Raw genomic sequence first — 19,030 nt, forward strand, 5'->3', positions numbered from 1 at the left:
GCAGTTGAGGAACGTTCGATGCCGTTGGGCGCAGTTCAAGGCTGTTCAGGGCACGCCGACGTCTTGAGCGCCGTCAGCGCCGGCATCGGCGGTACTGCTGGTGTCACGCTCGATCGCGAACGGATCTATGCCGGCTCGCGCACGCCGCCGGCGTTGCCACCGTCGTCTGGCATCGGTTCGGTCGGAGCTTCGGGGAGCTCGTCCGGCGCGCCAGGCAGAAGCACGCCCGCGTCGTCAGGCACCGGTTCACCCGGGTCGATGGGCGGATACTGTTCGGGGTCGAGATCCGGTCCAGTCATCAGGCGAGCATCCGTCGTCTACCGGACTGCCGCTCGTCGGGCCGCGAGCCGGGCAGCCTACCCCTCGCCTCAGGCGACTGGCGGCACTGATCCGTCGGCTGCCTGCCACCTCGGGCGGCACTCATCGGCGTCGGCCGGAGCCCACTCGCCCCGATGGCCACGGTGGCGGCGGACCGGGCGGTGAGGCTACCGGGGTGTTGATCGGATCATCACCACTTGTTGAATAGATGCTGACAAATCTTGGCCAGGCTTGGCAGCATGGCTATCACTTACCGACGCCTCCTCGCCGCCACCCTCGTAGCCGGGCTGGCTCTGCTCACCGCGTGGACACCGGCACGCGGCGCGGAGCCCGCTCTGGCGCCCACGGCCACCGCACCCAACATCATCTTCGTTCTCGTCGACGACCTCGCGTGGAACCTCGTGCAATACCTGCCGCAGGTGCAGCGACTACAGAGTGAGGGGGTCACCTTCACCAACTACACGGTGACCGACTCGCTGTGCTGCCCGTCCCGCTCGTCGATCCTCACCGGCCAGTTCCCACACGACACCGGCGTGTTCACCAATGGTGGGACCGACGGCGGGTTCGCGGTCTTCAAGGGCCGGGGCAACGAGAACCACACCTTCGCGACAGCATTGCAGGGCAAGGGCTACCGGACCGGCTTCCTCGGCAAGTACCTCAACGGCTACCTGCCGGGGGACACGCAGGGTGGTTCGCTGCCGTACGTCCCACCCGGCTGGTCGGAGTGGTACGTCGCGGGCAACGGATACTCCGAGTACAACTACGACCTCAACGAGAACCACACCATCGTCCACTACGGCAACCAACCGGCCGACTATCTGACCAACGTGCTGTCCCGCAAGGGCAAAGACTTCATCCAACGCTCGGCTGCGGCGAACACGCCCTTCCTGCTGGAGGTCTCCACCTTCGCCCCGCACAGCCCGTTCACCCCGGCCAACCAAGACCTCGAGGACTTCCCCGGCCTCACGGCCCCGCGCACCGCAGCGTACGACCGGCTGCCCACCAACCCGCCGTCCTGGCTGGCCGGCAACGGGCCGCTGACCGCACAGGAGAAGAGCACCCTGGACACGAACTTCCGCAAGCGCGCCCAGTCCGTACAGGCGGTCGATCGACTGATCGGCAACCTGCGCGCCCAACTCACCACCAGTGGCATTGCCAATAACACCTACGTGGTGTTCAGCTCCGACAACGGCTTCCACATGGGCGAGTACCGGCTGACCGGTGGCAAGCAAACGGCTTTCGACACCGACGTGCGGGTTCCGCTCGTCGTCGCCGGGCCGGGCGTCGTCCCCGGATCGCAGCGCGCCGAGATCGTGCAGAACATCGACCTGGCACCAACCTTCCAACGCATCGGCGCCGCCGACGTCGGCACACACGTCGACGGACGCAACCTGCTCCCCCTCGCGCAGGGCGACCCGGCACCGAACTGGCGAACCGGGGCGCTGATCGAGCACCACGGCCCCAACCAGGCAGCCGACGACCCCGACGCCCAGGACCGACGCAACGGCAGCCCCGTCACCTACGACGCCCTACGGACAGCGACCTACACCTACGTCGAGTACTCAAACGGCGAACGGGAGTACTACAACCGCACCGTCGACCCCCACCAGCTCAACAACATCGCCGCCGGGCTCTCGGCAACGCGACTGGCGGCGCTGCACGATGCGCTCGCGGCATACGTCGCCTGCCACAGCCACTCGGCGTGCTGGACGGCCGGTCACGTGCCGGCCTGACGGCGCACCAACCGCAACGGCCCTGACCTGCGGTCTCGCCCCGTCGCAGGTCAGGGCCGATCGCCGTCCTGGCCGGGCCGGCTGCGCGACTGAGCCGGGTGCTCTCAGTTCGCCGGGATGCCGGCCCGATGCGCCAGCAGGCCGGCCTGGGTGCGGTTGTCGCAGCCGAGCTTCTCCAACAGTCGGGAGACGTACCCCTTGACCGTCGCCTCGGAGAGGTGCAGTCGTCGGGCGATCTGCTGATTGGAGCGGCCGGCGCCGAGACAGCCGAGGACCTCGACCTCCCGGGCGGTGAGCGTGGCGACCAGTTCGCGGACCCGTTCTCCGTCGTGCCGGCTCGTCACCAGCCGCTGGGTCGCGGACGGGGACAGCACCGTGTGCCCGGCTGCGGCGACCCGTACCAAGTTGACGAGATCCTCCGGCGCCGTCGACTTGAGCAGGAAACCGACGGCACCCGCCCGCATCGCCCGAAGCACGTACTCGTCGAGGTCGAACGTGGTCAGCGCGATGATCCTCGGCGGCGCCGAGGCCCGGGTGAGGTGCTCGATGGCGGTGAGCCCGTCGACGCCCGGCATCCGCAGGTCCATCAGGACCAGGTCCGGCCGGTACCGGGTCACCGCCTCCACGGCCTCTGCGCCGTCGTACGCCTCGCCGACGACCTCGACGTCCGGGGCTGCTTCGAGAATCGTCCGCAGGTACGCGCAGACCATCCGTTCGTCGTCGACGAGCAGGATCCGGATCATCGCGTGGCGGTGGTCGGCACGTGCCCGGGCAGGGTGGTCCGCACCGCGAAGCCGCCCTCCGGGGTCGCCGCCGCGGCCAGGGTGCCGCCCAGCACGTCGACCCGACTCCGCAGGCCGGCCAGGCCGGAGCCCCCGCCGGCGGCGGCGAGGTCCGGGTCGGGGGCACGATCGGGCCGGTCGTTGGTAATGGTCGCGCGGACCAGATCCGGCTGATAGCGAATCGACACGGTCACCTGCGAGCCCGGCGCGTGCTTGTGGACGTTCGTCAGGGATTCCTGTACCACCCGGAAGAGGGTGCGCCGCACGGCCGGTGCCAGTGCCGACGGGTCACCCTCCTCGTCGAGACGGACCGGCAGACCGACCGCGCGCGAGTCGGTCACGAGATCGTTCAGGCCGCCCTCCGCAGCCCGGTCCTCCGCTGCGACGCGGGTTGTCGGTGGGTCGCCATGCCTCAGCACACCGACCAGGTCGCGCAGCTCGGCCAGCGCCTGGCAGCCCGCCGTCCGCAGCTCTTCGGCGGCGCTGCGCACAGCGGGATCCGTCGCGCTGGTGCCCAGCGCCCCGGCGTGCAGCACCATCAGGTTGATCCGGTGGGTCACCACGTCGTGCATCTCGCCGGCGATCCGGAGCCGCTCGTCGCTACGGGCCTGCTCGGCAAGGAGCAGCCGCTCCCGCTCGGCTCGTTCGGCGCGGTCGAGCAGCTCCGCGACGAGCCGGCGGCGGGCACTCACGTAGAGGCCGAGCAGGGCCGAGATGGCCAGCAGTCCGGGCCCGCTGAACGGGTCGTCAACCGTCCAGAGCCGCGCGCCGAGCAGCCAGCACACCCCGAGCGCCGCGATCACCGCCCAGGACCGCCGACGGTCGCGTCCGTAGACGATCAGCGCGTACGGCGCGAGGAAGACCGCCGACGCTGGCACCAGCAGGCTGACGCCGGCGATGACCAGGGCCATCGAGTACGGCCGGCGTCGGCGCAGCAGCAGGGTGGCCGCCGCGCCGACCTGCGCCGCCGCGTAGACCCAGACCGGGGCCGGGAGATGCCTCGAACCGGCGCTCGGGAAGGCGACCTCACGGGCCACGCCGGCCGTCGCCGCGAGGACGACCAGCAGCACGTCGACGGCGATTGGCGGCACCTTTCGGCGGTCCACCGCGCTCATGCGTTGCAGGTTAGCCGGGCCGGCCCGGATCGGCGCGGCGAGCGGCATGAGTACCGACGAAGGGACCGGGGGACGCGACGAACGAAGGTTGCGGAGGCGACCTCCGGGCCTGTCCCGACCGGGTACGACTGCGGTGGCATTGCCGGATGGCACACTCGACCGATCCCGTGGCGCAACCGGCTGGGCCCCGCCGCATCGACGAACTTGACGCGCTGCGTGGGCTCGCGCTCCTCGGCATCGTCATGTTCAACATCGTTCAGATGACCCACCTGACCCGGGTTTCCGGACCGGCCGGTGAGCACCTCGGCGCGTACGTCTGGGAGCTGCTCTTCGTACAACGGCCTTTCCCGATCTTCTCGCTGCTCTTCGGGATCAGCTTCTCGCTCTTCCTGCGTACGGCGGCTCGACGCATCGACCGCCCCCGGCTGGTGCTGCTGCGCCGGCTGGTTTGGCTGGGCCTCTTCGGCGCGCTGCACACCCTGATCCAGCCCGGCGAAGTGCTGAAGTTCTACGCCGTGTTCGGGCTGGTCGTGCTCCTGCCGGCGTCGTACCTGTCCCGCCGCTGGGCGCTCGGGCTGGGCATCGTGTTGACCCTCGCCGCCGCGCTGACCTTCAACGGTCTCTTCATCATCCCGGGCCTCTTCCTGCTCGGCCTGGCAATCGCGGAGTACGACATCCCGGACACGCTGCCGTCGCGAGGCCGGCAACTCGCGGTCGCACTCGCCGTCGCGGTGCCGGTCGCCGCGGTGACTGGGTGGTTGCAGTTCCGGGCTGGAGTCGGCCCAACCGCCAACTACCGGATCCTGCCGGCCGGGCTCGCCTTCGCCTTCCTCTTCACCGTCGGGTTCCTGCTGCTGATGCGAACCGCCCTGCGACGCCCGCTCGGCGCACTGCTATCGCCGCTCGGTCGGGTGGCGCTCACCAACTACGTCGCCGCGTCGTTCCTGATCGTGGCCGGTGATGCGCTGCTCGACATCGGCTCCCGATCCTCCTACGGCGCCGTGGTCGGACTGGGCCTGGCGATCGGGGTCGTGCAGGCGATTTTCAGCGTGCTTTGGCTGCGGTCCTTCCGGTACGGCCCGCTCGAATGGCTCTGGCGGTGTCTCACCTGGTGGCAGCGGGTGCCGCTCCGCCGCGCCTGCTGCGCCCCGGCTGCTGCCCTGCGCTCCCCCGCCGCCAGCGGCGACGCCAATGCGTGCGGGGACGGGTGCTGCACCACCGACAACCGCTGAGCGGACCTGCGGACACGGCAGGTTCCGTCGGCCACCGCCGGAACCTGTTAAGCGACGAGCCCAGACGCAGCGGACTGGGCTACCTGTACTGCCCAGGCAGGTTGGTCAACCTGGCCATGAGTGTCGGCCGTCGTTTCCGCGGATCTCGCCGGAGGCGACTCGGAAGTAGTCGTCGATGACCACCGCCCCATAGGTTTCGTTCAAGTGGGCCGTCCCGGTCACCTGGGATGTGATGGCAGTTACAGCGGACGCACCGACTCATCGCTGTCGACGGCGGTGGCGGCCCACGAGGCGAGAAGAGCCAGCGCCTGGGCGGTTGGTGAGGCCGGCTCGGCGGCGTAGATGGTCAGGGTGAGGTCCGGCTCAGCGCGCAGGTCCATGCTCTCGTACGCCAGGGTGAGCTCGCCGACGACGTGGTGGTGGAACTGTTTGGTGCCCGTGCCGTGGGTGCGCACGTTGTGGGCGCCCCAGCGGCGGCGGAAGTCGTCGCTGCGGGTGGACAACTCGCCGACCAGGTCGTGTAGGCCCTTGTCGTGTGGGTCCTTGCCGGCCGCGGTGCGCAGGTTCGCGACGGTCATGTCGGCGGCGAGGTTCCAGTCGGGGTAGAAGCGGCGGGCAGCGCTGTCGAGGAACGTGAACCGACCGAAGTTGGGCACGTTAGCCGGGTCGGTGTAGACGTCGCTGTACATTGCTCGGCCGAGGTGGTTGGCGGCGAGCAGATCCTGCCGGTTGTTGACCAGAATCGCCGGAGTGGTGATGGCGTCGAGCGACCATTGCAGGCTGGGTCGGGCCGTCCACTGCTTCGGGCGGCGGCTCGGCCGCAGCAACGCGTTAGTGCCGTTTGCCTCCTGGGCGAGGCGGAGCAGGTGAGTCCGTTCGGCGTCGTCGAGTCGCAACGCACGGGCGATCGCGTCCAGCACGCTGGCGGAGACCCCGGCCAGCTGACCGCGTTCGAGTTTGGCGTAGTACTCGACGCTCATCCCGGCCAGCGCGGCGACTTCGCTGCGCCGTAGCCCTGGCACCCGGCGCTGCCCAGCGGTCGGGATCCCGGCCTGCTCCGGGCTGATCTTGGCGCGGCGGGTGGTGAGGAACTCGCGTACTTCGACTCGGTTGTCCACGACTTCGACGATACGACGGGCCGCGGAGAGGTGCGATGTACTGCTGGTACACCCATTGTCAGGGACTTTCTCGGGTGCGGCGTGCGAGATGTGCTTGATGCATGGCCGCAGTATCAACCACCCGGAGGGACGAACTGTCCCCGCTCACGTCCGCCACCGAAGCCAGTCTCGTTCCCGACCCGGTGCGCCGTCAGGCCCGGATCACCTCCGCCCTGGTCGCGACAGTGATCCTCCTGACCGCGATCGCCCCGCTGGCCACCGACATGTACGTGCCAGCGTTCCCCCGCGTCGCCGGTGACCTGACCGCGTCCGCGACGCAGGTGCAACTCACCCTGACCACGTTCTTCGTCGGCATGGCGCTGGGCCAGTTGATCGGCGGACCGGTCTCCGACCAGCGCGGCCGGCGCCGGCCGCTGATCGCCGCGATCCTGCTGATGAGCGTCGCCTCGGTCGTCTGTGCTCTCGCCCCGTCCATCGGCGTGATGATGGTCGCCCGGCTGGTGCAGGGCTTCAGTGGCGGCTGGGCGATGGTGATCGGCCGGGCGGTGATCGTCGACCTGGCGGCCGGCGCGCGACTGGTTCGCCTGCTGAACGTGATCGCCGGTGTGGGCGGCGTCGCCCCGATCGCCGGTCCGCTGCTGGGCGCGGTCATCCTGCAGGTGTCGCACTGGCGGGTGTCGTTCTGGGTTGTCGCGGCCCTGGGTGTGGTGATGACGTTGGCGGTGCTGCTCGCCGTGCCGGAGTCGCTGCCGGTGGAACGCCGGCACGGCGGGGGTCTGCGGGCGTTCGCCGTTGCTGGGCGGCAGGTCCTCGCTCGGCGCCGTTACGTCGGATACCTGCTGGTCAGCGGCTCAGCGATGGGTGCGCTGTTTGCGTATGTCGCCACCTCGGCATTCGTGTTGCAGTCGATGAATGGAATGTCGCCCATCGCGTACTCGGTCGACTTCGCCGTCAATGCCGGCGGCATGACGGTGGCGGCTCTGATCGCCGCACGGCTGGCCGGGCGGGTCGCCACCCGCAAGGTCATTCTCATCGGCCAGGTCGCGGCCCTCGCCGCGGGTGTGGCGATGCTCGTCGGCGCGCTGTGGCTCGGCACACCGATGCTGCTCGCGGTGGTGTGCTTCTTCGTGCTGATGAGCGCCCAGGGCCTCATCGGCCCCAACGGCGGTGCGCTCGCCTCCGCGGAGGTGCCCGGGCATCCCGGGACCGGTTCGGCGATTCTCGGGTTCGTCCAGTGGGTCGCCGCCGGGATCATCGCCCCGATCGCCGGGCTCGGCGGCGAGCACACCGCCGTACCGATGGCACTGCTCATGCTCGCCGGCGCGGCGCTCTCGATGATCGGCCTGCTCGTGCTGGCCCGCCCGGAAAAGACAGCGGGCGCCGCAACAACGGGTGACGGCGTCCTGCACCACCGCACGCCCTGAACTCCAGGGCCTTGCCAGCCGGAGCAGCGCCCCGCGCTTGTAAGGGGTACTGGCAGTACACCCATTGGCAGAGACTCGCAACGCCGCCACGGCTGTGGTGAGGTGCAGGTAGGTCAGCATCACGTCACCGGAGGACATCATCTTCACCGTCAACGCCATCGCCGCGCCTTCCGCCACCGAACCGCTCGTGCGTACCACGATCGAACGGCGGGACCTGGGCCCGCGCGATGTTCTCATCGAAATCCGCTACGCCGGCATCTGCCACTCCGACATCCACACCGTGCGCGGCGACTGGGGCAGCGTTCCCTACCCGCTCACCGTTGGCCACGAGATCGTCGGCCGGATCACCGAGGTCGGCGCCGACGTCACCCGCCACGCGGTCGGCGACCGTGCCGGTGTCGGTTGCATGGTCAACTCGTGTCGCGAGTGCGAGAACTGCCGCACCGGAAACGAGCAGTACTGCCTCAAAGGCAACACCCAGACGTACGCCGGCGTCGACCGGGACGGCACCGTGACCCAGGGCGGGTACTCGACCCACATTGTCGTGAACGAGGACTTCGTGCTGCGGGTGCCGGAAAGCATCCCGTACGAGGCGGCCGCGCCGATGCTGTGCGCGGGCATCACGACGTACTCCCCCTTGGCGCACTGGAACGCCGGGCCCGGCAAGAAGGTCGCCGTGGTGGGCCTGGGTGGTCTGGGCCACCTGGCCGTCAAGATCGCCGCGGCGATGGGCGCCGAGGTGACAGTGCTGTCACAGACGCTCGCCAAGAAGGACGACGGCCTGCGCTTCGGAGCCGAGCACTACCACGCCACCAAGGACCCGGCGACGTTCGAGGCGCTCCGGAACAGCTTCGATCTGATCATCAACACGGTCAGCGCACCGATCGACATGGCCAGCTACCTCGGCCTGCTGCGTCTGGACGGCACGCTGGTCAGCGTGGGTGCCCCGGCGGAGCCGCTGCCGGTCCCCGTCTTCGCGTTGTTCGGCAATCGACGCTCGTTCGCCGGCTCCAGCATCGGCAGCATCGCCGAGACGCAGGAGATGCTGGACTTCTGCGCCGAGCGCGGCATCGCCCCCGAGGTCGAGGTCATCGACGCCGAGGCAGTCAACGACGCGTACGAGCGGGTGCTCGCCTCGGACGTGCGGTACCGGTTCGTCATCGACATCGACACCCTGCGCTGATCTCCTCTGTGGCGCCAGGGTCCGCCGAACGGCGGGCCCTGGCGCGGTCAGGCCGGGGCGACCGGCAGACAGCATCGATCGCGGAGCATGACCTTGAATTGGTAGTGAAGGTCGATCTGCAGCCATGACCTTCGAGGTTGTGGTCGGAGCGCTCGGAAAACCCTGCCGTGAGATCCACAGCTCCGAGTCCGCACGCCACCGGCACCATCCCGTCTACCAGAGCGAGGACGGGCCAGCGCCACCACAGCGCCCAGGCCTAGCTCGCCTCGGAGGGCTTCCTGCGCCACCGAGCCCGCTCCGTGGAGCAGGTACCGCGGCATTGCGGTGCGGCTACGCCTTCCGGCTCTCCTGCCACGAGGGCAGGACAAGGTGTTTCTCCAGCTCGGTGGCTCGCAGGGCTATGCCGGTGGCCGTGGAAGCCCTCGCTGTTCGACGGCCAGTGGGTGTGGCTGGCCGGTGAGGGCTGCGAGGGCGGCGGCCACGGCGTGGAGGTCGGCCTTGATGTAGGTGGTGATCTTCTGCCGCAGCAGCTCGCGGGCCTGGCGGTGGTGGTGATCGGGTCCTTGATCGTTGTATGGACTGTAGTGCGTCCTGACGGTCCGTCCTGGCTAGCATGGATGCTTGCCACTCTCGTGTTTCTGGTCGTACTCAGCGGGACTTGGGTGGCGAAGACGGGGCATGCGGCATAGGCCTGAGGACAGGCGATGTCCTGTCATGACAGCTACGCGCCAAGGGCCATCACTCCGGTCGGCGACGGAGGTCCTCGGCGGGGACGGCCAGTAAGGACATCCACGGCAGTCCCCACCATCGACCATGCAGGCTTATCGTTGGAGTCAGGTTCCCGGCCGGATGAGCGTGCGGGACTGGGTGGGCGCGAGATGAAACTGGAATCGTGAGCGTTGCCGAAGAAGCAGAGAACCGCAGGATCGCACTGATCCGGGACTTGGTCGCGGGCGCGGCCGGTGTCGTGGTGGCCGCGTTCGCCGCTGCGGTGGTTTTTCCGCCGAGGAGCCGGTGGGGCGCGTCATGGTGATGGCGGCCGCCTGCGGCCTGCTCGCCGCATCGCTGTGCGATTGGCGCGCAACACTGGTCACGGCTGCGATGGCCGCTGGCGTGTTCGTCGGCGTCCTCGCTGACGGCGCACCACCGACTCCCGCTCCGCAGGGTTTTACGCCAATCTTCGTGGTAGCGGTGGTGCTGGGTGTGGGGAACAGACGCCTGCGACTGATGCGCAGTGACGAGGAGCACCGCCGGCAGTAGGTGGTCGAGGCCTCGGCAGCGGTGGGCGCCGGTACGATGGGTTCCGGTGCGCCGGGAAGTCTGGTCGGCAATTGGCTCCGACCCGTCTTCTTGAAAGTTGGCCTGCTTGTGACGTCGAACCCTCAGTTGCCCCCTCGTGTCCTCGGCCGTGGTTCCTGGGCCGAGGCGCGTCGCATTGCCGACGTGCTGCGCAAGGAGACGATCGGTGGCGCGCTGCTGTTGGTCGGTGCCGTCGTGGCGCTGATCTGGGCGAACTCGCCGTGGGCGCACCGCTACCAGGCGATGACGGCGCTCACCGTCGGGCCGCACGCGCTGCACCTTGACCTGTCGCTGGGGATGTGGGCGGCCGACGGGTTGCTGGCGATCTTCTTCTTCGTCGCTGGTCTCGAACTCAAGCGCGAGTTCGTCGCGGGTGATCTGCGTGATCCGCGCCGGGCCGCGGTCCCGGTCGCCGCCGCGGTTGGTGGCGTGCTCGTGCCGGCCGTGCTGTACGCGGTGGTGAACTGGGGTGGCGCGGTCAAGGGTTGGGCGATTCCGACCGCCACCGACATCGCGTTCGCCCTCGCCGTGCTGGCGGTGATCGGCCGGCATCTGCCGAGCGCGCTGCGGACCTTCCTGCTGACCCTGGCGGTGGTGGACGACCTGCTGGCGATCGTCATCATCGCGGTCTTCTACACCGCCCACCTGTCGGTGCTGCCGCTGCTGGCCGCGGCGGTGCCGCTGGGCTTGTTCGCGCTGCTGGTGCAGCGCCGGGTGCGCTCGTGGTGGTTGCTGCTGCCGCTGGCGTTCGCGACCTGGGCGCTGGTGCACGCCTCCGGTGTGCACGCCACCGTCGCCGGGGTGCTGCTCGCCTTCGCCGTCCCGGTGCTGCGTTCCAGGAACGCCGGGCCCGGGCCCGGTCTGGCGGAGCACTTCGAGCACCGATTCCGGCCGATCTCCGCCGGCGTCGCGGTGCCGGTGTTCGCGCTGATGTCCGCCGGGGTGGCCGTCGGCGGGCTGGACGGCCTGGCGGAGGCGGTCACCGACCCCGTCGCTGTGGGCATCATGCTCGGTCTGGTCGTCGGCAAGCCGATCGGCATCCTGCTCGCGACCTGGCTCGTCGCCCGGTTCACCCGGGCCCGGCTGGACGCGGGGTTGGCCTGGATCGACGTGGCTGGGCTGGCCGTGTTGGCCGGCATCGGGTTCACCGTCTCGCTGCTGATCGGCGAACTCGCCTTCGGTATCGGCAGCGACGCCGATGGTCGGGTCAAGATCGCCGTGTTGGCGGGTTCCCTGATCGCCGCCGCGCTCGCCATGGTCATCTTGCGGGTACGCAACCGCGTGTACCAGCAGATTTACGAGGCCGAGCAGGTCGACCGGGACCGTGACGACGTTCCCGACGTCTACCAGCAGTAGGTCGGCCGCGGACGGACTGGCACGCGGCATCAGCGCGGTCGGGGCGGCAGCCCGGGCGTATCGTCGGTGCATGCGCGCGAGCGACGTGGCGATCCAGATGGAAACCGTTACCGAGGACATGCCGGCGCGGGAGGCCGCGCGGATCCTGGCGGCGCAGGACCTGCCCGGCCTGATCGTGGTGGACACCATGGGCCGTCCCTCGACGGTGCTGGCCGGCACGCAGGTGCTGCGGATGGCGCTGCCGTCCTACTGCCAGGACGACCCGGCGCTGGCCCGGGTGATCGACGAGGCCGCCGCCGACGTGATCCTGGAGGGTATCGGTAACCGCACCGTGGCGGACCTGCTGCCGCGCAACCGTCCGGACCTGCCGGCGGTCAGCGCCGACGCCACTCTGCTGGAGGTCGCCTCGGTGATGGCCCGATCGAATGTGCCGCTGGTCGCGGTCGTCGACCGCGACCGGGTGATGACCGGCGCGATCACCCTGGACGGGCTGCTCGACCGAATGCTCGGCACCTGAGCGTCAGAAGAACCGCAGCCACAGATACGGCACCGAGATTGCCACCGAGATCACGGTGACGATGAGGCCGTACTTGGTGAACCCCCAGAACGTGATCTTGTGCCCGGCGCGGTCGGCGATGCCGAGCACCACCACGTTCGCCGAGGCGCCGACTGTAGTGGCGTTACCGCCGAAGTCAGCCCCGATGGCGAGCGCCCACCAGAGCACCTGAGCCTTGCCGAGCCCGCCTTCGGCGTTCACCAGCTCGCTCACGATCGGGCTCATCGTGGCCACGTACGGGATGTTGTCCACGATCGCCGACAGCCCGGCCGATGCCCACAGCAGCAACATGGTGGCCGGCCACAGCTTGCCCTCGACGGCCTCGGTCGCCGACCGGGCGATGCTGTCGATCACCCCGGTGGCGACCAGTGCTCCGACCATGATGAACAGGCCGGCGAAGAACACCAGCGTCGGCCACTCGACCTCCTTGGCCACGTCTTCGGCGTCCAGCCGGGACAACGCCAACAGCAGCAGGCCGCCGAGGATGGCCACCACCGACGGCTCCAGGTGCAGCACCGTGTGCAGACTGAACGCGACAAGCACCGCGCCGAGGACCACCAGGCTGATCACGACGAGGCGGCGGTCGCGAATTGCGTCCGCCTCCCGCAGCGCCATGACCCGGGCGGCGCGCTCGGCGTCGTAGCGGAACGACTTGCGGAACATGATCCGGCACAGGCCGATGAACACGACGATGACGATCAGCACCAACGGGGCCATGACGTTCAGGAAGTCGGTGAAGGTCAACCCCGACCGGCTGGCGATGATGATGTTCGGTGGGTCGCCGACCAGGGTGGCCGCGCCACCGATGTTGGACGCCATCACCTCGGCGATCAAGAATGGGATCGGCGGCACGTCGAGCCGCTCGCAGACCAGCAGTGTCACCGGCGCTACCAGCAGCACTGTGGTGACGTTGTCCAGCGCCGCCGACACCACGGCGGTCACCACGACCAGGATGACCATGATCGGGAACGGGCGGCCTCGGGCCTTCTTGGCGCTCCAGATCGCCAGGTACTCGAACAGGCCGGTGCGTTTCAGCACGCCGACGATCAGCATCATCCCCAGAAGCAGGAAGATGACGTTCCAGTCGATGCCCGCCTCTTCGGAGAAGAACGCGTGCTCGGCGTCTGTCGCCCCGATCGCCAGCATGATCGACGCCCCACCCAGGGCCACCGCCACCCGGTTGATCTTCTCCGTGGCAATCAGGACGTACGCGGCGGCGAACACGGCCACCGCGATCCAGGCCAGGGTGCTCATTCGGCGCCTCTCCTGTTCTGGTCAGCCGTCATCGCAACGCCGACCAGACTTCCCGGCACACCTGAGATCAACCTATCAGCCTGGTCGGTCAGCGACGGGCGTGCCGACCCTGGGCGACAGGCGCGTCTCCTGCGGTGACATCCTCGCTGCCGGCCAAGGTCTGGCGGAACAAGCGCCCCGGCCGGCGGGAGCGCCGGGTCCTTTCGATCGCACCCGGGCGGTGAGTGAGTGAGCGCTGCGTGTGCAGCCTTCGTCGGCCACCATCCCGGCAGTGGCCGGCTCAGCGTGGGGTGATCAGTGGGGCGTAGTCGGTGCGGCTGAGTGGCTGTTCGGACAGTGATCCGTCGGCGCGGGGCACACCCAACGGCTTGCCGTCGCGCAGGAACGACACGCTGGTGACGTCATCGCGGCTGGTGAGGGTGCAGACGATCTGCCCGAAGGCGAGGACCTCGTCACTGCGCCCGGCGTCATCAGCGGGTTCGTCGACCGCGACTCGGGCCTGGGCGCCGGTCACTGTCGCACCGGCGGCGTTGACCGCTCCCGGCAGCGCGCTGGTCAGGTCGCTGTCGCGTTCGGCCTCGGTGGGTCCGGCGAGCAGGTGCCGCAGGTGGTCCTCGATGGTGGGTGGGCGGTCCACCCCCCCGCACCGCCGGACCTCGGCTAGGTCACGGGCGGGCGTGATGCTCCCCGGTGGACCGTGGTGATCACCGGCCGAGGTGTTGCTGGGTCACATCTTTCCCGCCCACCCTGCGGGCTTCCCCACGGCTGGGCCTGCCCCTACGCCCGACCGACGGACCGCCGAGCAGACGTTCGCCGGCACTGACCTCACTTCCTTGGGTTGACAGCGCCAGAGCTGTCCGTGTCCAACTCGCCGAACCAGCGACGATCGCGGCGGAACACCTCGCGGACAGTGAGCCCGGCGGCAGCGGCCACGCCGGTGACCGCCATGGTGTCGAGCCGGGCCCACCGAAACGGTGGCCCGAGGCGCGAACTACCGCAGGCGGCCTGGATGGCCAGTTGGGCCTGACCGCGCCACAATCCGGGACCTGGTGGTTCGAGTTCGACGAGCACGGTGCCGCCGGGGCGCAGCAGGTCGTGGCACCGGCCGAGGAGGGTGACGGGGTCACCGCCGATGCCGATGTTTCCGTCTATCAGGAGCACATGCGCCCAGCGCCCTTCTGCGGGCAGTGGGGCGAAGATGTCCCGCTGGAGGGCGATCGCGCCTCGGGCTCGGGTCAGGTGGACCGCGTGCGCAGAGATGTCGACTCCGACCGATGTCAGTCCGGCCCGGGTGAGTGCCAGTGTGAGCCGGCCTGGACCGCAGCCCAGGTCGAGGGTCGGGCCGGTGCACCGGGCGACGAGTGCGGCCACCGCCGGTTCGGCTGGACCGTGCCACCGGCGTACCGGTAGGCGGCTGCGCTGGCCGTTGTCGCCGTGCACCAGCCAGTGGTCGTCGGTGCGGCACCGCAACGCGCTGGCGAATGCGTCGGCCGGTCTGTTTCGTACGCTGCGGTTCACCGTGGGATTCCGAGCGTCAGGCTGCGCCGGACCGCCGCGACCTGACGCGCGAAGCGGCTGCCGTTACCGTGCTGCTCCGGTCGGGCCTCCGGGTGGGCCGCGTCTTCGCCCCCGGACTGCCCGGGCAGGACTGCCGCGGCCCACCCAGGACAACCGTCCGCAATCACGTCGGTGGACCACCCCGACGCATCGCCGGAAGTCGACGCGGCCACCGCCAGGGCGTCAGCCCACTCGTCGACGTCTTGAAGCAGGGGTAGGGATTCGACGCGCAGACCGCGCTGGCGTAAGGCCGCGATGGTGTGGTGTCCGGTCGATGCGGTGGACATCGGCACGGTCCCCAGCACGGCGGCGTGCCGGGGGTTGTGCAGACCCAGGGCCCACCACCCGCCATCGACGGCGGGGCCGAGTACGGCGTCGGTCAGGGTGAGGCGGTGGACGGCGTCGTCGAGGTGCGCCGGCGTGAGCTGAGGCGTGTCCATACCGATCTGGAGCACCGGTCGACCGGGATAGGCGTCCGCCACGTCGGCGTGGGCGTTGGCGAGACGGTTGCCGAGGTTGGCGCCGCGCTGCGGGAGGATCTGCCAGCCGTCGATCGCGGCGGTCAGCTCGGCGGCTTCCTCGGCGTCGGCCAGCCGACCGTGCAGGGCGAGGACGGGTGTCACGCCGGGTGTGGCGCGTACGGTGTCCAGACTGTCCAGCAGTGCCGCGGCGGCGATCCGGGCCGCCTGGACGTGGCTGGCCGGTGGGCAGAGACGGGTCTTCACCGTCCCGGGCACGGGTGCCTTCGCCATCACCAGCAGGACGGTCACCGCGATCGCTCCACAGTGCGCAGGACCCCGGCGAAGTCCCGGGTCGCGCGGAGCGTGCCGCGTACCGAGCCGGAGACCTTCGACCGGGTGCCGGCGGCGCGGTGGGAGTACCGCACGTCGAGTTCCCGGATCCGCCAGCCCGCGGCGGCGGCGCGGATGAGTAGTTCCAACGGGTATCCGAAGGCGCGGTCGGTGACTCCGAGGCCGAGCAGCGCGTCGCGGCGGGCCACCCGGATCGGGCTGAGGTCGCGCAGCGGTATGCCCCGGTGCCGCAGCAGCGCCGCGACAAGCGCGGTGCCGGCGCGGGCATGCCACGGCCAGACGCCGGCGGTGACGGGCCGACGACGACCGACCACCAGATCGGCCGATCCGCTGGCCACCGGCTCGACCAGCTCCGGGAGTTGTGTCGGGTCGAAGGAGCCGTCGGCGTCGAGCACACAGACCAGTTCGGCCTCGGCAGCCTCGAGGCCGGCGTGTACGGCCGCGCCGTAGCCCCGGCGCGCTTCGTGGACGACCCGGGCGCCGTGCCGGGCCGCGACCTCCGGTGAACCGTCCCGGGAGCCGTTGTCCACCACGATCGCCCGGTAACCGGGTGGCAGGGCGGTCAGGACGCCGGGTAGTGCCGCGGCTTCGTCGAGGCACGGCAGTACCACGTCGATCGGTGATGGCATACCGGAAACGCTAGGACGCCAAGCCGCCCGAGATGGGCTAAATCGGACCATCAGCATCCTTGCCAGCGTCGCTCCCGCACCGAACGGTGGTGTCCTGCCCGTTCCCGCAGCACCGGGCCAGCGATGGCCGTACCGTCCGGTGGTCATGAAAGTGCTCGCGCCCCAGCGGCGGGGACCGGAAGTGCCCGCCCGACGCGTCGACGCCGACCTGGTGGTGCTCGGCGTCGAGGTCGCGTTGGTCGCCGCCGCGGCGGCGGTGGGGCTGCTGCTCAACGCGCGCGGTGTCGGTCTGCACGCCGACGCCGCGCCGCTCTACGCCACCTGGCGTCCGCACCTGGGCTGGGGCACGCCGGCCGCGCTTCTGGTCGCCGCCGGGGTGCTCGGCTGGGGCGTGCGGTGGGCGCGGACCGCCGGGTGGGGGCGGCTGCTGGTCGCGGCCTACCTTGCGGCGGTCGCGTGGACGATGTCGTTGGCGCTGGTGGACGGCTGGTCGGCCGGTTTCACCCGGCGACTCACCCCGCAGGCTGAATACCTGCACGAGGTGCCCCGGGTCACCGACGTCAAGGCCATGCTGGCCGGCTTCAGCGCCCGGATTCTCGACTTCCAGCCGGAGGCGTGGTCCACCCACACCGCCGGCCATCCACCGGGGGCTCTGCTGGTCTTCGTCGGGTTGGACCGGATCGGCCTCGGCGGTTCCACCGCCGCCGCCCTGGCATGCGTGCTGGTGGGAGCGACGGTGACCGTGTCGGTGCCGGTGACGCTGCGGGCGCTCGGTGCGGGGCAGGCGGCCCGTGACGTGCTGCCGTTCCTGGTACTGCTGCCCGGCGCGATCTGGGTGGGAGTCTCAGCCGACGGCATCTTCACCGGGGTGGTCGCGGCGGGCCTGGCCCTGCTGGCGGTGCGCGGACTGGTCGCCGCCGCGGTCGGGGGCCTGTTGCTCGGCTTCGCCCTCTACCTGTCGTACGGCTTCGTGCTGGCCGGGGCCCTGGCCCTGGCGGTGGTGGCGCTGCGCCTGCGGGACCGGTGGTCGGCGTTGCTCGTGGCAGTGGCCGGGGTCGGCACGGTGGTGGCCGCGTTCACCCTGGCCGGCTTCTGGTGGCTGGACGGCTACCACCTGGTGGTGGAGCGGTATCACCAGGGCTGGGCCGCAGAACGCCCGTACGGCTACTGGGTGTGGGCGAACCTGGCGGCGCTTCTGCTCTGCGCCGGCCCGGTGCTCGGGCCCGCGCTGCGCCGGAGCGCGCTCGCGTCGGCCGGTCCGGCGCGGACCGTTGCGATGCGATGGCGCGCGCCGGACCGAGCCGGGATGATCGCCCTGCGGGAAGCTGGGCCCACGGTGCTGCTGCCGCTGGCCGCCGTGCTGGCGGTCGGCACGGCTGACCTGTCCGGGCTGAGCAAGGCGGAGGTGGAACGGATCTGGCTACCGTTCGTGGTCTGGCTGCTGGTGGCCGCCGCCCACCTGCCACCGCCCGCCCGACGGGTCTGGCTGGCCGGGCAGGTGGTCACCGCCCTCGCGGTCAACCACCTGCTGTGGACGGTCTCCTGATCCGCAGGGCGACGGTCTCAGACGGTGAGGGCGGCCGGTTCCCGGAGCGGATCCGTGGCGAAGGCGGCCACGCCCTCGGCGAACCCGACGCGGGCGGTGTAGCCGAGCAGTTCCGCCGCCCGTCGGGGGTCGGCGACCACGTGTCGGACGTCGGCCGCCCGGCCGCCACCGGCGATCAGCGGCGCCGGCCCGGCCATCGCCTCGGCGAGGGCGACGGCCAGCTCACCGACCGTGTGCGGTTCGCCGGAGCAGACGTTGACCGGCACGAGGCCGCGCGGTGGCGCGGCGGTCAACGCCAGCAGGTTGGCCCGGGCGACGTCGGTGACGTGGACGAAGTCGCGGCGCTGCCGTCCGTCCTCCAGCACCCTCGGCGGCAGACCCGCCGCCAGCGCGGACCGGAAAATCGAGGCAACCCCCGCGTACGGGGTGTCCCGGGGCATCCGGGGGCCGTAGACGTTGTGATAGCGCAACGCCCAGACGCTCCCGCCGGTCTGCCGCGCCCACGCGGCACCGAGGTGTTCCTGGGCAAGCTTGGTGGCCGCGTACGTGCTTCTCGGCTCGAGTAGCGCGTCCTCAGGCACCAGAGCGGGCGAGAGGGTGCCCGCGCAGCCTGGGCAGGTTGGCTCGTACCGGCCGGCGGCCAGGTCGGCGACGCTGCGAGCGGCGGGCCGCACGGCGCCGTGCGTCGCGCAGACGTACCGACCTTCGCCGTAGACGACCATCGAGCTCGCCAGCACCAGCCGGGTCACGCCGGCGCGGTGCATCGCGGCGAACAGCACCGCCGTGGCGTAGTCGTTGTGGCTGACGTAGTCGGGGGCGTCGGACGGATCCAGCCCGTGCCCCACCATCGCCGCCTGGTGACACACCGCGTCCACACCGGCCAGAAGCCGGTCCAGCAGGCGGGCGTCCCGGACGTCACCGACCACCGGGTCGTGCCGCCGGGACCACTCGGGGAGTTCCCCGCCGTGCGCCTGAGGCAGCAACGCGTCGAGCGCCACCAGGTCATGACCCTCGGCGACGAGCAGGTCGGCGATCTGCGATCCGATGAAACCGGCCGCGCCGGTGAGCAGTACCCGCATCCCGGTGACCGTAGACGGCACTCGGCCGGGGCGCGGT

General features: G+C 70.4%; 16 protein-coding genes and 2 pseudogenes. 8 read left to right on the forward strand and 10 right to left on the reverse strand.

The window, feature by feature from the left end; all coding sequences use genetic code 11:
• Positions 1–125: 125 nt before the first annotated feature.
• Positions 126–299: a hypothetical protein gene (locus AB0O48_RS20460; RefSeq protein ID WP_357256158.1), complete on the reverse strand. Its 174-nt coding sequence runs from the start codon at positions 297–299 to the stop codon at positions 126–128.
• Positions 300–557: 258 nt separating this feature from the next.
• On the opposite strand from AB0O48_RS20460, the gene AB0O48_RS20465 reads away from it, so the two are divergent.
• Positions 558–2,051 carry a sulfatase gene (locus AB0O48_RS20465; RefSeq protein ID WP_365067531.1) on the forward strand — a complete coding sequence of 498 codons (1,494 nt, stop codon included), beginning with the start codon at positions 558–560 and terminating at the stop codon, positions 2,049–2,051.
• A gap of 104 nt (positions 2,052–2,155) precedes the next feature.
• On the opposite strand, the gene AB0O48_RS20470 is transcribed toward AB0O48_RS20465, so the two are convergent.
• Together AB0O48_RS20470 and AB0O48_RS20475 are read right to left on the reverse strand one after the other, a co-directional pair.
• Positions 2,156–2,794 carry a response regulator transcription factor gene (locus AB0O48_RS20470; protein ID WP_365067534.1) on the reverse strand — a complete coding sequence of 213 codons (639 nt, stop codon included), beginning with the start codon at positions 2,792–2,794 and terminating at the stop codon, positions 2,156–2,158.
• Positions 2,791–3,948, reverse strand: a complete 1,158-nt coding sequence (locus tag AB0O48_RS20475; protein WP_365067538.1) for a histidine kinase — start codon at positions 3,946–3,948, stop codon at positions 2,791–2,793. Before AB0O48_RS20475 ends, AB0O48_RS20470 begins: the two co-directional genes overlap by 4 nt.
• A gap of 146 nt (positions 3,949–4,094) precedes the next feature.
• Here AB0O48_RS20475 and AB0O48_RS20480 point away from each other — a divergent pair, with 146 nt between their 5' ends.
• Entirely contained in the window at positions 4,095–5,180 is a 1,086-nt protein-coding gene (locus tag AB0O48_RS20480; protein ID WP_357256152.1) for a DUF418 domain-containing protein, read from the forward strand.
• A gap of 239 nt (positions 5,181–5,419) precedes the next feature.
• Here the strand turns inward: AB0O48_RS20480 and AB0O48_RS20485 are convergent, their stop codons facing one another.
• Positions 5,420–6,298 (reverse strand): helix-turn-helix transcriptional regulator, encoded by an 879-nt coding sequence (locus AB0O48_RS20485; protein WP_357256150.1) that lies wholly within the window; start codon positions 6,296–6,298, stop codon positions 5,420–5,422.
• Positions 6,299–6,399: 101 nt separating this feature from the next.
• On the opposite strand from AB0O48_RS20485, the gene AB0O48_RS20490 reads away from it, so the two are divergent.
• The 5 genes from AB0O48_RS20490 (at position 6,400) to AB0O48_RS20510 (ending at position 12,077) form a co-directional block, all read left to right on the forward strand.
• Positions 6,400–7,722, forward strand: coding sequence for a multidrug effflux MFS transporter (locus AB0O48_RS20490; RefSeq protein WP_357571326.1), 1,323 nt, complete (start codon positions 6,400–6,402; stop codon positions 7,720–7,722).
• Between the two features lie 139 nt (positions 7,723–7,861).
• Positions 7,862–8,905 (forward strand): NAD(P)-dependent alcohol dehydrogenase, encoded by a 1,044-nt coding sequence (locus AB0O48_RS20495; protein WP_365067687.1) that lies wholly within the window; start codon positions 7,862–7,864, stop codon positions 8,903–8,905.
• 1,026 nt (positions 8,906–9,931) lie between these two features.
• Positions 9,932–10,165: a hypothetical protein gene (locus tag AB0O48_RS20500; protein WP_365067544.1), complete on the forward strand. Its 234-nt coding sequence runs from the start codon at positions 9,932–9,934 to the stop codon at positions 10,163–10,165.
• Between the two features lie 108 nt (positions 10,166–10,273).
• Complete coding sequence (gene nhaA / locus AB0O48_RS20505) at positions 10,274–11,560, forward strand: Na+/H+ antiporter NhaA (protein WP_365067546.1); 1,287 nt, start codon at positions 10,274–10,276, stop codon at positions 11,558–11,560.
• 70 nt (positions 11,561–11,630) lie between these two features.
• Complete coding sequence (locus AB0O48_RS20510) at positions 11,631–12,077, forward strand: CBS domain-containing protein (RefSeq protein ID WP_357571329.1); 447 nt, start codon at positions 11,631–11,633, stop codon at positions 12,075–12,077.
• A 3-nt stretch (positions 12,078–12,080) separates the two neighbouring features.
• On the opposite strand, the gene AB0O48_RS20515 is transcribed toward AB0O48_RS20510, so the two are convergent.
• The 5 genes and pseudogenes from AB0O48_RS20515 to AB0O48_RS20535 form a co-directional block, all read right to left on the reverse strand.
• A complete protein-coding gene (locus tag AB0O48_RS20515) occupies positions 12,081–13,370 on the reverse strand; it encodes an ArsB/NhaD family transporter (RefSeq protein WP_365067550.1) in 1,290 nt (429 codons plus the stop codon).
• A 280-nt stretch (positions 13,371–13,650) separates the two neighbouring features.
• A pseudogene (locus AB0O48_RS20520) lies at positions 13,651–14,007 on the reverse strand (GerMN domain-containing protein); the annotation flags it as partial.
• A 188-nt stretch (positions 14,008–14,195) separates the two neighbouring features.
• Positions 14,196–14,840: a class I SAM-dependent methyltransferase gene (locus tag AB0O48_RS20525; protein ID WP_365067690.1), complete on the reverse strand. Its 645-nt coding sequence runs from the start codon at positions 14,838–14,840 to the stop codon at positions 14,196–14,198.
• Between the two features lie 239 nt (positions 14,841–15,079).
• Positions 15,080–15,697, reverse strand: a pseudogene (locus tag AB0O48_RS20530) (TIGR04282 family arsenosugar biosynthesis glycosyltransferase); the annotation flags it as partial.
• Positions 15,694–16,368 (reverse strand): glycosyltransferase family 2 protein, encoded by a 675-nt coding sequence (locus AB0O48_RS20535; RefSeq protein ID WP_357256137.1) that lies wholly within the window; start codon positions 16,366–16,368, stop codon positions 15,694–15,696. The pseudogene AB0O48_RS20530 and the gene AB0O48_RS20535, both read right to left, overlap by 4 nt.
• A 145-nt stretch (positions 16,369–16,513) precedes the next feature.
• On the opposite strand from AB0O48_RS20535, the gene AB0O48_RS20540 reads away from it, so the two are divergent.
• A complete protein-coding gene (locus tag AB0O48_RS20540) occupies positions 16,514–17,914 on the forward strand; it encodes a hypothetical protein (RefSeq protein ID WP_365067553.1) in 1,401 nt (466 codons plus the stop codon).
• 17 nt (positions 17,915–17,931) lie between these two features.
• Here the strand turns inward: AB0O48_RS20540 and AB0O48_RS20545 are convergent, their stop codons facing one another.
• Entirely contained in the window at positions 17,932–18,993 is a 1,062-nt protein-coding gene (locus AB0O48_RS20545) for an NAD-dependent epimerase/dehydratase family protein (protein WP_365067556.1), read from the reverse strand.
• Between the last annotated feature and the right edge of the window lie 37 nt (positions 18,994–19,030).

The organism is Micromonospora sp. NPDC085948 (assembly GCF_040686315.1).
Taxonomy (GTDB): domain Bacteria; phylum Actinomycetota; class Actinomycetes; order Mycobacteriales; family Micromonosporaceae; genus Micromonospora.